This window comes from Streptomyces sp. S6 (assembly GCF_054880855.1).
This window is the reverse complement of the sequence record NZ_JBTYMC010000003.1, coordinates 1-12,589: the sequence shown is the minus strand read 5'-3', so window position 1 is coordinate 12,589 and position 12,589 is coordinate 1. Positions and strand designations below refer to the sequence as shown.

9 protein-coding genes are annotated in these 12,589 nt (G+C 70.9%); 3 read left to right on the top strand and 6 right to left on the bottom strand.

From position 1 onward, the window contains the following. The first annotated feature begins 1 nt into the window (after position 1). On the top strand, positions 2–1,906 hold the full coding sequence (gene resB, locus ACVNF4_RS00660) for a cytochrome c biogenesis protein ResB (protein WP_461800624.1): 1,905 nt from the start codon (positions 2–4) through the stop codon (positions 1,904–1,906). Then, the gene (gene ccsB / locus ACVNF4_RS00655) at positions 1,903–2,982 is read left to right on the top strand and encodes a c-type cytochrome biogenesis protein CcsB (protein WP_461800623.1); all 1,080 of its coding nucleotides are present in this window, start codon (positions 1,903–1,905) and stop codon (positions 2,980–2,982) included. Before resB ends, ccsB begins: the two co-directional genes overlap by 4 nt. 21 nt (positions 2,983–3,003) lie before the next feature. Here the strand turns inward: ccsB and ACVNF4_RS00650 are convergent, their stop codons facing one another. The 5 genes from ACVNF4_RS00650 to ACVNF4_RS00630 form a co-directional block, all read right to left on the bottom strand. Further along, positions 3,004–4,536, bottom strand: a complete 1,533-nt coding sequence (locus ACVNF4_RS00650) for a type 1 periplasmic-binding domain-containing protein (RefSeq protein ID WP_461800622.1) — start codon at positions 4,534–4,536, stop codon at positions 3,004–3,006. Next, on the bottom strand, positions 4,536–6,605 hold the full coding sequence (locus ACVNF4_RS00645; RefSeq protein ID WP_461800621.1) for a hypothetical protein: 2,070 nt from the start codon (positions 6,603–6,605) through the stop codon (positions 4,536–4,538). Before ACVNF4_RS00645 ends, ACVNF4_RS00650 begins: the two co-directional genes overlap by 1 nt. A 172-nt stretch (positions 6,606–6,777) precedes the next feature. Beyond that, positions 6,778–8,970 carry a catalase/peroxidase HPI gene (gene katG, locus ACVNF4_RS00640; RefSeq protein WP_461800620.1) on the bottom strand — a complete coding sequence of 731 codons (2,193 nt, stop codon included), beginning with the start codon at positions 8,968–8,970 and terminating at the stop codon, positions 6,778–6,780. Between the two features lie 36 nt (positions 8,971–9,006). After that, the gene (locus ACVNF4_RS00635) at positions 9,007–9,477 is read right to left on the bottom strand and encodes a Fur family transcriptional regulator (protein WP_461800619.1); all 471 of its coding nucleotides are present in this window, start codon (positions 9,475–9,477) and stop codon (positions 9,007–9,009) included. A 161-nt stretch (positions 9,478–9,638) separates the two neighbouring features. Further along, positions 9,639–9,968 carry a hypothetical protein gene (locus tag ACVNF4_RS00630; protein ID WP_461800618.1) on the bottom strand — a complete coding sequence of 110 codons (330 nt, stop codon included), beginning with the start codon at positions 9,966–9,968 and terminating at the stop codon, positions 9,639–9,641. Positions 9,969–10,170: 202 nt separating this feature from the next. On the opposite strand from ACVNF4_RS00630, the gene ACVNF4_RS00625 reads away from it, so the two are divergent. Beyond that, complete coding sequence (locus ACVNF4_RS00625) at positions 10,171–11,145, top strand: transglutaminase-like domain-containing protein (protein ID WP_461800617.1); 975 nt, start codon at positions 10,171–10,173, stop codon at positions 11,143–11,145. Here the strand turns inward: ACVNF4_RS00625 and ACVNF4_RS00620 are convergent. Then, on the bottom strand, positions 11,135–12,589 hold a 1,455-nt coding region (locus ACVNF4_RS00620), incomplete at its 5' end, for an outer membrane protein assembly factor BamB family protein (RefSeq protein ID WP_461800616.1). The two genes, ACVNF4_RS00625 and ACVNF4_RS00620, sit on opposite strands and share 11 nt — an antisense overlap.

The window sequence follows — 12,589 nt, the reverse complement described above, 5'->3', positions numbered from 1 at the left end:
CATGAGCAAGACCACCCCGACGACCCCTACGACCCGTAGTACCGACGCGGACGCCGGCACCCCCCCGGACGCGGACGCCACTGTCGTCCCGGACGACACCGAGGAACCCGGCGCCGGGCGGAGCACCAAGCTCTCCACCGCCCCCGAGGACTCCCTCAGCCTCCCCGCGCTCGGCGTCGTCGGCTGGGCCCGCTGGTTCTGGCGGCAGCTCACCTCGATGCGGGTCGCGCTGCTCCTCCTGCTGCTGCTGGCGCTCGCCGCGATCCCCGGCTCGCTGATCCCGCAGACCGGCAGCGACGCCACGAAGGTCGCCGACTTCAGCAAGGCGCACCCCACGCTCGCGCCGGTCTACGACAAGGTCGGCCTCTTCCACGTCTACAGCTCGGTGTGGTTCTCGGCGATCTACATCCTGCTGTTCGTCTCCCTGATCGGCTGCATCGTCCCGCGCACCTGGCAGTTCGTCGGCCAGCTCCGCTCCCGTCCGCCGGGTGCCCCCAAGAGGCTGACCAGACTTCCGGCGTACACCTCGTGGCGTACGGGGAGCACCCCCGAAGAGGTACGGGAGACCGCGCTCGCCCTGCTGAAGAAGCGCCGGTTCCGGGCGCACGTCGTCGGGGACGCCGTCTCCGCCGAGAAGGGCTACTTCCGGGAGGTCGGCAACCTCGCCTTCCACATCGCGCTGATCGTCCTGCTCGTCGCGTTCGCCTGGGGCCAGCTCTTCAAGTCCGAGGGCAACAAGCTGATCGTCGAGGGCGACGGCTTCTCCAACGTCCTTCCGCAGTACGACGACTTCAAGTCCGGCAACCTCTTCGACACCGGCGAGGACCTGGTCCCGTTCAGCTTCCGGCTCAAGAAGTTCACGGGGACCTACGAGCTGACCGGCCCCAACCGGGGCACCCCGCGCACGTACGAGGCCGCCGTCACGTACAGCGAGGGCGCGTACGGCAAGGACAAGCCGACCGTCGTCAAGGTCAACCACCCGCTGGAGATCGGCGACGCGAAGGTCTACCTGACGGCTCACGGATACGCTCCGGTCGTCAGCGTCCGCGACGGCCGGGGCAAGGTCGTCTACCGCGACGCGGTCCCGCTGCTGCCGCTGGACAACAACGTCACCTCCTCCGGTGTCGTCAAGGTCATGGACGGCTACACGAACGCCAAGGGCGCCTACGAGCAGCTCGGTTTCCAGCTGTTCTTCCTGCCGACGTACACCAAGGGCAACGAACTCGCCTCCACGTTCCCGGCGTTGATCAACCCGATCATGAACGTCGTCGGCTACCACGGCGACCTCGGCGTCAACGCCGGGATCCCGCGGAGCGTGTACCAGCTCGACAAGACCCACCTGAAGGAGTTCAAGGACGCCAAGGGCGCCCAGCTCCGCAAGAACCTGACGCCGGGCGAGTCGATGACGCTCCCGAACGGCGCCGGGACGCTCACCTACGAGGGCACCAAGGAGTGGGCGAACTTCCAGGTCGTCCAGGATCCGGGCGGTGGCTGGGCGCTGGCCGGGGCCGTCGCCGCGATCTTCGGGCTCGCCGCGTCCCTCTTCGTCCAGCGCCGCCGCGTCTGGATCCGCGCGGTGACCGGTCCGGACGGGGTGACGGTCGTCGAGATGGCCGGACTCGGCCGCAGCGAGTCCGCGAAGGTGCCGGAGGAGCTGGGGGTGCTCGCGGACGGGTTGTACGAGCGGGCGCCGGGGTTGGCGGACGCCGACGACGCCGACGGGGACGACCCTGAGGCTGACCCCGAGTCCGTCTCAGGGTCCCTCCCAGGGACTACCTCCGAGGCAGGCTCCGCCCCCGAGACCGACCCCGACTCCACCCCCGACTCCACCCCTGACTCCGGCTCCCTCACACCCCCCGACGCCGACACCCCCCAAGCTGTCCCATCCGAAGGGTCTGAGAAGTGACTCTCGCCGCCGCCACCAACGAACACCTCGCCGGCATCAGCAACACGCTGATCTACTCCGCGATGGCCGTCTACACCCTGGCGTTCTTCGCGTACATCGCCGAATGGCTCTTCGGCAGCCGCAGCAAGGTCGGCCGCACCGCCGCCGCGCTCACCCCGGCCGCAGCCGCCAAGAAGGCGCCCGCCGTGACCGTCAACAAGGCCGGCGGGACCGCCGTCCTCGAACGGCCGCAGGTCGTCGTCCGGTCCGCCTCCGGCGCGCGCGATGTGCCGGACGGGCCCGGTGCGCACGGCGGGGACGAGCAGGGTGACCTCTACGGCCGGGTCGCGATCTCCCTCACGATCCTCGCGTTCCTCGTCGAGCTGGGCGGCGTCGCCACCCGCGCGGCCTCGGTGGAGCGGGCGCCGTGGGGCAACATGTACGAGTTCAACATCACGTTCTCGACCGTCGCGGTCGGCGTGTACCTGGCGCTGCTGGCGCTGAAGAAGAACGTCCGCTGGCTCGGGCTGTTCCTGATCACGACGGTGCTGCTGGACCTCGGTCTCGCGGTGACCGTTCTCTACACGGCCAGCGACCAGCTCGTCCCGGCGCTGCACTCGTACTGGCTCTACATCCACGTCTCGACGGCGATCTTCTGCGGTGCCGTCTTCTACGTGGGCGCGGTCGCCACGATCCTGTACCTCTTCAAGGACGCGTACGAGACCAAGCTGGCCGGCGGCGGTACGCCCGGCAGGTTCGCGAACTCGGTGCTGGACCGGCTGCCCGCGTCCGCGTCCCTCGACAAGTTCGCCTACCGCGTGAACGCGGCCGTCTTCCCGCTGTGGACGTTCACGATCATCGCGGGCGCGATCTGGGCGGGCGACGCGTGGGGCCGGTACTGGGGGTGGGACCCGAAGGAGACCTGGTCCTTCATCACGTGGGTCGGCTACGCCTGTTACCTGCACGCGCGTGCCACCGCCGGGTGGAAGGGGCGCAAGGCGGCGTACCTCGCGCTGCTGGCGTTCGGGTGCTGGCTGTTCAACTACTACGGCGTCAACATCTTCGTGAGCGGGAAGCACTCGTACGCCGGGGTGTGAGGGCTTCTTCGCTCCCGACCCTCACGACGGCGGCAGACACTCCCTGGCCGGAGGCTTTCCCTCCGGCCAGGCGACCCGCACGAAGCGGTTGCCGCCGGTCGGGGTGAGTTCCACGATCGGGACGGCCTTGTCGTACGGGTTGCCGTGGGCGTCGAGGCAGATCCAGCCGCTGGCGCCGCTGACCCGCAACGACCCTTTCACCTGGGGCCATTGGAGGCCGACGTCGGAGAGGGGCGGGAGGGTGCCGCCCTCGGGCGTGGCCTCGCGGATGCCCTTGACCGCCAGCGTCATCGCGTCGTACCCGATGATCAACTGGCCGTCGTCGAGGGCGACTTCGCCGATCGGTCCGTCGGGTGCGTGGGACGCGCGGGCGATCAGGCCGGTGAGGGTCTTCATGTCGGCGGCCGAACCACCCGGCGTTCCCGGGGGAGTCGACGTCCACGTGTCGGGGTGGGCCAGCGCCGAGTAGCGGACGGAGAGGTTGCGGGACAGGGCCGTGCGGTCGAGGCCCTTGTCGCCCTCCAGGTAGGACCCTTCGTCGCCGGTGAGGACCGTGAAGCGGCGCTCCTGGCACCCCCGTCCTCCCAACGCGTTGATGAACTGCCGGAGTTGGATGTGCCGCCCGGCGAACAGGATCGTGTCGGTGCCCGGCGGGGTGTCGCAGACGATGTCGGTGATCTGCCGGAAGGTGTTCGCGGTGGTCCCCTCCAGACTGTGGTCGGCGGGCGGCGTGAACGGCTGGGCTCCGTAGGGCGAACCCTTGAGCAGCGCGGCGAACGAGGCCTGGAGGGTCCTGGTGTACGGGTCACCGGGCTTGTCGTAGACGAGGAGCGCCTTGCCCGCCCCGACCTTCGCGAACGAGGTGAGTGCGCGGGCCTCGTCGGTGTTGGTCGGGGAGACCCGGGCCAGTCCGGGGAACGGGTCCCGCCCGCCCTGCCCGTTGGCGAGGTCGTCGGCGGTGATGGACGTGCCGATGACGGGGATGCCCCGCCGGGTCAGCTCGGCGACGGCCTTCTTGTTGGCCTCGGTGCTCGTCCCCACCCCGGTGACGGCCCGCAGCCGGTCCTCGGACTCCGCCATCGCCGCGAGCCGGTCCACCAGCGGCTCCCAATGCCCGCTGGTGGCACCGGGGTTGGCCAGCGCGAGCCGGATCGCCGGGGTCTGCCCGTTGGCCGCGTGGTTGGCCTGCCACTGCGCCAAGTAGGCACCCTGCAACTCGTGTTGGACGTCCCGCAGGGTGGACGGCGCCGTCGCGGAGAACGGCAGCATCAGCGCGACGGTGACGTACGACCCCTCCTTCAGCCGTGCGTTCTCCCGTGCGATCGCCCCTACGGCGTCCCGGAGTTCGTGATTCCCGAAGTCGTACGCCGTCGCCGTCACCCCCACGCACTCGTCGCTGTCCGCGGGCCGGGCGATCCCCGGCGCGCAGGAGCGGTCCTCCTTCAGCAGCACCCGGGTGCCGATCACCACCCCGGCCACCAGCGCGGCCGACACCAGGATCGTGACGTACCGGTAGAGCCGTATCTCCCACACCTCACGCAGCCATCTCGGCATCAGACGTCCCCCTCGTCGTCGTTCGGGAGGCTCAGCGGCCGCCCGGCCAGCGCGTCCGCGGGCCAGGCCCGGGACACCGCGAAGAGCAGCGCGCCCCCGTCGGGGCGCAGGTCGGAGAGTTGTTCCAGTTCGAATCTGAGCCGGTCGCAGACCCGTGGGTCGGGCAGCGCCAGCGGATCGCTCACCTGCCAGACGGCGTGCAGCAGCCGCCGCACCCGAAGGTGCAACGCGGTGTTCCCCGAAGGGAGTTGGTCCGCCGTGTCCCGGTGGCCCAGCGCGACCGCCGCCCGCCGGTCCCGGTCCTCGGCGCCGAAACAGGGCGCCGAGGCGACGAACCGCAGGGTGTCCAGCCACTTTCGGACCGGCGACGTGCGGAAGGTGTCCCGGAGTTCGGCGACCGCGCCGGCCGTGTCGCCGAGGGCGAGTTCGTGGTGGAGGCGGTAGGCGGCGTGCGTATCGGAGTGTGTGCCGGTGTGCGTGCCGGTGTAGTGGCGGATCAACTCCTCGTGCACGTCACGCCACTTGGCGCGGTGATGCAGCCGCAGCAGCAGGAGGGTACGGACGAACCGGTCGCCCACGAAGTGCCCCGGCTCCTGCGCGAGCCCCTCCGCCGTGAGCCGGATGCGCAGCGTCCGGACGCCGGACGAGCCGAAGTCGTCAGGGAGTTGAGCTGCGGCCAGGGCGGCGGCGGAGTCGTGGTCGTGGGCCGCCGCGAGGACCGTCAGCTCGTCGAGCCGGTCGGCCGGGACCAGCCTGCGCAGGAGTTCGCCGTACACGGGGTACTGGTCCTCCTGGTCGTCGAGTTGGACGCGTTCGGCGAGCAGCCGCTCCAACGCCTCGGACTCCGCGGGGTGTTGGCGGGCGGCCGTGGCCGTCAGGACGATCCCGAGCGGGTTTCCGCCGGTCAAGCGGTGCACGGCGTGCGGTAGTTGGGGCGGGTAGGCGAAGTCGTCGCACACCGCGCCGACGATGTGGAGCGTGTCGTCCGGTGAGAGCGGGGGCAGCGGGACCAGCAGCGCGCCCTGCGACGGCCCCTGCGGCGGTGGTAAAGGGCGGGCGACCTCGGCCAGTTCACGCCGTACCGCCCCCTGCGGGACCCCCGTCCCGCGCACGGCCGCGACCACCACCGCCGGGTCGGCGGAACCCTCCGCCCGGTCCCGCAGCACCGCGTCCAGCAGCCCCGGTCCGGGGCCGTCGCCCGCGTTGTCGAGGAGGACGACCGGGCGGCCGAGCCGCGTCAGATGGGAGCCGATGCCGGTGTAGCCCTCGGCGAGGTCGGCCAACAGGGCGCGCACCAGCCAGCGTTCGGCGTGTTCGCGGGAGGTGCCGCCCGCCCGGAAGTTCCCCGACAGCAGGAGCAGGCCCCGCTTGGCGTTGCCGCCCGCGTTCGGATAGGCCCGGTACCACGTCGACGGGCGCTGCTCCTTGCGCGAACTCACCCCCTCCGACAGGGCTTCCAGCGTCGCCTCGACGGCCGCCGCCAGATAGGGGCCCTGGCCGGTCGCGGCGGCGATCACCTTCGCGGCGACCCGGGCGGCCCAGCGGCCGGCCATCGAGAAACGTGAGCGGTGTTCGTTCAGGAGCAGGATGCGGGTCAGTTCACGCCGGATGCGCTCCGAGTCAAAGCCGCCGCTCCACTCGCCGGCCCGCACCGCGACCAGCCCCGCCGTGAGCCTCGGGAACGTCAACTGGCCCGCCGCGCGCACCGGTTCGGTGAGCTGCTCGGCCAGGACCAGCAGGGCCTGCCAGAGCGGGGACCAGGACTCGGTGCTCTCCGCGTGCGGTGGCACCGTGAACTGGGGCTCCTCGCAGTCGATCCGGGCGAGCGGGGTGCGTCCCCGGGGCTCGCCCTTGCGGGTGCGCTCGGTGTACGCCGTCTCGATCTCGTCCAGCACTGCCGTCTTGCCGAGGCCCCGGCCGCCGCTCAGCACCAACACGGGCTGACTGCCCGGGTGTTCGGACTTGGCGGCGAGGTGTTCGTGCGGCCGCAGTCCGATCAGCCGGGGCAGCAGCCCGGGTGGCTCCCCGTCGAACAGGGCGCCCCGTCCATGCAGTTGTCCGTGCACCACGCCTCCCCCCAGAGCGGTGGTCCTGGACGCAAGGGTAAGGACGGGAGGGAGGTGCGGAACAGACTTCGGCGACAACGTCGCACAAAAGAAACGTCGCGCATGGAAACGTCGCCCACAAGAAACCCGGGGCCCGTCCAAACAGACGGACCCCGGGCTCAGTCGGCCTTGAGACTTACGCCAGGTCGAAGCGGTCCAGCTCGGCGACCTTCACCCACGCGGCGACGAAGTCCTTGACGAACTTCTCCTTCGCGTCGTCACCCGCGTACACCTCGGCGAGGGCGCGCAGCTCGGAGTTGGAGCCGAAGACCAGGTCGGCACGGGTGCCGGTCCACTTGACCGCGCCGTCGACGCGGCCCTCGAACGCGGTCTGGGAGGCGTCGGTGCCCTTCCACTCCGTGCCCAGGTCGAGCAGGTTCACGAAGAAGTCGTTCGACAGGACACCCGGCCGGTCCGTGAGGACGCCCGCCTTGGTCTCGCCGTGCGAGACGCCCAGCGCGCGCAACCCGCCGACCAGGACGGTCAGTTCGGGGGCGCTCACGGTGAGCAGGTTCGCGCGGTCCAGCAGCAGGTACTCGGCGGGGAGGCGGTTGCTCTTGCCGTAGTAGTTGCGGAAACCGTCGGCGACCGGCTCAAGGGCCGCGAACGACTCGGCGTCCGTGTGCTCCTCGCCCGCGTCCACGCGGCCCGGGGTGAACGGCACCTCGACGTCGTAGCCTCCGTCCTTCGCGGCCTTCTCCACCGCGGCGACGCCACCGAGGACGATCAGGTCGGCGAGGGAGACCTTCTTGGCGCCCTGGGCGTCGAAGTCGGCCTTCACGCCCTCCAGGACACGCAGCACCTGGGCGAGCTGGTCGGGCTCGTTGGCCTCCCAGCTGCGCTGCGGCTCCAGGCGGATCCGGGCGCCGTTGGCACCGCCGCGCTTGTCGCTGCCGCGGAACGTGGACGCGGACGCCCAGGCCACGGAGGCGAGCTGAGAGACCGTCAGGTCCGAGGCGAGGATCTTCGCCTTGAGCGCGGTGACGTCGGCGGCGTCGATCGCCTCGCCCTCGGCGGACGGCAGCGGGTCCTGCCAGATCAGCGTCTCCGCCGGGACCTCGGAGCCCAAGTGCAGGGACTTCGGGCCCATGTCACGGTGCGTCAGCTTGTACCAGGCGCGGGCGAACGCGTCCGCGAACTGGTCCGGGTTCTCCAGGAAGCGACGGGAGATCTGCTCGTAGACCGGGTCGAAGCGCAGCGACAGGTCGGTGGTGAGCATGGCCGGCGCGATCTTCTTGTTCGGGTCGTGCGCCGAGGGAACCGTGCCCTCGCCCGCGCCGCCCTTCGGCTTCCACTGCTTGGCGCCGGCCGGGGACTCCGTCAGCTCCCACTCGAAGCTGAAGAGGTTCCAGAAGAAATTGTTCGACCACTTGGTCGGCGTCGAGGTCCAAGTGACCTCCAGGCCCGACGTGATGGTGTCCGCGCCCTTGCCGGTGCCGAAGCTGTTGCGCCAGCCGAGGCCCTGCTCCTCCATCGACGCGCCCTCGGGGTCGGCGCCGACGTGGTCGGCCGGGCCCGCGCCGTGGGTCTTGCCGAAGGTGTGGCCACCGGCGATGAGGGCGACTGTCTCCTCGTCGTTCATCGCCATGCGGCGGAACGTCTCACGGATGTCGCGGGCCGCCGCGATCGGGTCCGGGTTGCCGTTCGGGCCCTCGGGGTTGACGTAGATGAGGCCCATCTGGACGGCGCCCAGGGGCTCTTCGAGCTCGCGGTCACCGGTGTAGCGCTGGTCGTCGAGCCACGTCGTCTCGGGACCCCAGTAGACGTCCTCCTCCGACTCCCAGACGTCCTCGCGGCCACCGGAGAAGCCGAACGTCGTGAAGCCCATGGACTCCAGGGCGACGTTGCCGGCGAGGATCATCAGGTCGGCCCAGGACAGGCTCTGGCCGTACTTCTTCTTCACCGGCCACAGCAGACGGCGGGCCTTGTCCAGGTTGCCGTTGTCCGGCCAGGAGTTGAGGGGGGCGAAGCGCTGCTGGCCGGCGCCGGCGCCGCCGCGGCCGTCGCTGATGCGGTAGGTGCCGGCGGAGTGCCAGGCCATCCGGATCATGAACGGGCCGTAGTGGCCGAAGTCGGCGGGCCACCAGTCCTGCGAGGTGGTGAGGACCGCCTCGATGTCCGCCTTCACGGCGGGCAGGTCCAGCGCGCTGAACGCCTCGGCGTAGTCGAACTCCTCACCGAGCGGGTTCGCCACGGCCGGGTTCTTGGCCAGGATCTTCAGGTTGAGCCGCTCCGGCCACCACTGGCGGTTGCCGCCGCCCTGAGTCGGGTGCAGGGCGCGACCGCCGTGCGCGACCGGGCACTTTGCTTCTTCGGCGTTCTCGGACATGGGGGTTCCTTTCGAGGCTGAGCGAACGGTCCGCGCTCAGGCAGCGGTGGAGGAAGGAGGAAGGGTGGAGGGGGGAGCGGAGGGGGTGGAACAGGCGGGGCACAGGCCCCAGTAGACGACCTCGGCCTCGTCGATCGTGAAGCCGTGGTCGTCCGAGGCGGTCAGGCAGGGGGCGTGGCCCACTGCGCAGTCCACGTCGACGACTTTCCCGCACGTCCTGCATATCAGGTGGTGGTGGTTGTCGCCGACGCGGCCCTCGAACCGGGCGGGGCTGCCGGCCGGCTCGATACGTCTGATGAGCCCGGCGGCGGTCAGCGCGTGCAGCGCCTCGTACACCGCCTGGACGGAGACATGACCCACGCGCTCACGTACACCCGACGCGATGGCGTCCGCACCGAGATGGTCCCCGGCCCGGACGGTGTCCAGCAGCGCCACCCTGGCGGCCGTGACGCGCAGGCCGACGCCGCGCAGCTCCTCGGCGGGGGTGGGGGTTCCGGATGCGGTCATGCCCCCAAGGTAACCCTATAAAGGCGAACGATTCAAGAAAAGGATACGTACGGCTTTGTTAAGAGGGTGGGGTGCGTGTTGCACCTGGGGGCTACGGGGGTTCACCTAAGGGGGGCGGGGCGTCCGGTAAGGGGAGGGGGGCCGGGGTGTCCGGGGTTTCCTCAGCCGATCGGGTCCAGCTCGTCCAGGAGGGACTGGAGGGGGCGGTGTGTCAGGACCGCGTTGTGCTCGATGTGGACCGTCGCGAGGGTCGCGAGGTGGACGGAGAGGAGGCGCAGTCCGTCGGTCCCGTACTTCTTGAGGACCAGCTCGGTGACGCGGGTGGCCCGGGAGGCGACCTTCTCCTCGGGGAAGGTCCCCACCGTGTGCCGGAGCAGTTCGAGGGTGACCCGCGAGACCTCGGGGAGGATCTCCATGAGCCGCACGGAGTCCGCCTCGTCCTCGGCGCTCCAGTCCTCGTCGTCCCAAACGCTGCTCAGGTCCAGCCCCATGGCCGCCCTCCTGCGGATCTCACCCGTCCCACCCGTCACCTCGGACCGTACGCCTGAATTTCCCCTGGACGGCGGAGAGTTCGAATTTTGCGCGCCGGACGGAAGAATGCTTCCCGCTCTGGACAATTTCCGGCGAATTTTGACACGGTGGATTTCATCCCGTCGCGCAATTCCCGCACGCCGACCGAGAGTTGGAGCCCGCATGCCCCTCGCCTACACCGCCCAGAGCCCGTACAGCACCCCGGGCGACCGGGCCCACCTCTACGAGAAGCTCCCCCGAGACCCGGCCCGACTCGCCCGTATCGTCCGGGACTTGCTCATCCACCGCGGTGAAGGCCCCTTGTTCTCCTACGGAATTCCCGAACCCCGCCTCCACGACGACGCCGAAACCCGTTACGTGGACGGCATCCTGGAAATCCTCGCCGCCCGCTCGGAATCCCCGCTCGCCGAACCCCGCCCCCCGGCCGCCCGATTCGTCGGCGTCTGCCGGGACTTCGCCCTCCTGCACTGCTCACTCCTGCGCCACACCGGCACCCCCGCCCGCATCCGCTCCGGCTTCGCCGACTACTTCTCCACCGACGGCTTCCACGGCGACCACGTCGTCACCGAGTACTGGGACGGCTCCCGGAGGGCCTGGCGGCTGGCCGACGCGCAGCTCACCGACCCCGCCGTCACCCGCCACTGGAACGCCGACTTCGACCCCATGGACGTCCCCCGCACCCGCTTCCGCACAGCGGGACAGGCCTGGCGCATGATCCGCGAACAGGGCGCCGACCACCGCACGTTCGGCCTCCACCGCCCGGCCGAGGGCCCCCTCTGGGGCGAACGCTTCGTCGCCGGCAACGTCCGCCTCGACCTCGCCGCCCTGAACAAGGTCGAGACCCTGCTGTGGGACGTCTGGGGCGCGGACCACACGGACACGGGCCACACGGACACGGGCCACACGGACACGGGCCACGGGGACGTCGGCTATTCGGACGTCACCCGCCAGGACCAGACCCTCGACGACGAGGCCCGCGCGGTGTACGACCGTGCGGCGGCCGTCATCTCCCCCGACGAGGTCCCCTACACCGAGGCCCGCGCCCTCTTCACCGAGGACGACCTGCTGCGCACCCCGGACACGGTCCTGTGCCTGGCCCCCTTCAACGGGCCGAGCCGCGTCACTCTCAGGAGCTAGCGCTGGAGGGGTAGGGGTCGGTGGAGGAGGCGTCGGTGAGCGAGGGCTCGGTGGGGGAGGGGTCGGTGAGGGACGGCTCGGTGGGGGAGGGTTCGCCGGTGACTTCGGCCGTCAGGTCCGGGCTGTCCGGGCTGACCGAGAACGCCGTGTCCCCGGCCACCGCGACGATCGCGTCCCCCACCAGCACCAGGCTCGGCACGATGTTCTCCGGCGCCCCCGCCGGGTCCTGGAGCTTGTCCGTCGTCCACCCCACCGTCCCCGACGAGAGGTCGAGCGAGACCAGCCGCCCGTACCGGTTGACGAGGAGCAGGGCGTCGTACGTCCGGGACCACACCGGCTTCGACAGGTTCTCGACCTGCGTGTCCGCCTGCCACTGAGTCGTCCCGTCGGCCTCGGCGACCGCCGTCGCGGTGCCGTCCGGGCGGACGAAGTACACCGTGGAGCCGACGAGCGTCGCCGTACCGCGCACGGTCTGGTCGAAGGCCGTGCGCCCGAGGGTCGTCCCGTTCACCGGGTCGACCCGCAGGAGCGCGGTGTACGCCTCGTCGAGCCCGCCCGGCGTCGGTGACCCCGCTTCCTTCGGCTCGGCGAACAGCGCCTGTCCGCCGAGCACCCCCAGGGGGACGGCCCCTGGGGGCAGCGTCGTCAGTTCGCGCGAGCCCTTCTCGCCGACGTGCAGCAGACTCCACCGGCGCTTGGCCGGGTCGTCCTCGTCCTGGCAGAGCCCGTAGGGGGCACCCCCTAGCACCAGCGGGGTACACCGCGACCCCGCCGTCGACTTCGTGGACGCCCGCCACAGGTCCTTGCCCGTCCTGGAGTCGATCCCGATCAGCTCCCGGTGGCCGGCGGACAGCGCGAGGAGTCCGCCGCCGTCGAACAGGACCGCCGGTTCGGTCGCCTCGGCGGACCGCGACCAGCGTCGCTCACCGGTCGCGGCGTCCAGCGCGATCAGCTGCCACTGAGGGGTGTCCGTCCCGGTCGCGACCTTTCCGGTGTTCGGGCTCTCGTAGACGTACACGAGCCCGTCCCGCACCCCGATCGGCCGCGCGGCCTGCGGGGTCACGCCGGAGCGCCACATCACCCGCCCGGTCGCGGCGTCCAGCCGGGCGACCGTGAAACCGGTGCCAGTGCAGTAGACGGCCGCCTTGTCGGCGACGCAGCCGGGCCGGTCGAGCGTGAACATCCTCGTCTCCTCGGCGGCGGTCACGGCCCGGGTGAGATCCGCACGCCAGGGCAACCAGCCGTCGGGCAGGGCCGCTTGAGGAGAGGACTCGCTGAACTCGCCGTCGGAGGAAACGGAGTTGTCCGCGTTCGCCGCCCACATGAAGACCGACAGGCCGACGGCCCCGGTGGCCAGGGCGAGCACGAGACGCCGCGAGGCACGGCGTCGTCCGCCGAGGCGCGGGGCCGGTCTGCGGCGCCGTTTCGGGAGCGCGGGCCACAG

What these genes read in the sequence shown, in the direction of transcription:
- ACVNF4_RS00630 (WP_461800618.1), bottom strand. Translation starts at nt 9,968, where the DNA reads ATGGGGCTGGACCTGAGCAGCGTTTGGGACGACGAGGACTGGAGCGCC.
- ACVNF4_RS00635 (WP_461800619.1), bottom strand. Translation starts at nt 9,477, where the DNA reads ATGACCGCATCCGGAACCCCCACCCCCGCCGAGGAGCTGCGCGGCGTC.
- ACVNF4_RS00625 (WP_461800617.1), top strand. Translation starts at nt 10,171, where the DNA reads ATGCCCCTCGCCTACACCGCCCAGAGCCCGTACAGCACCCCGGGCGAC.
- resB (WP_461800624.1), top strand. Translation starts at nt 2, where the DNA reads ATGAGCAAGACCACCCCGACGACCCCTACGACCCGTAGTACCGACGCG.
- ACVNF4_RS00650 (WP_461800622.1), bottom strand. Translation starts at nt 4,536, where the DNA reads ATGCCGAGATGGCTGCGTGAGGTGTGGGAGATACGGCTCTACCGGTAC.
- katG (WP_461800620.1), bottom strand. Translation starts at nt 8,970, where the DNA reads ATGTCCGAGAACGCCGAAGAAGCAAAGTGCCCGGTCGCGCACGGCGGT.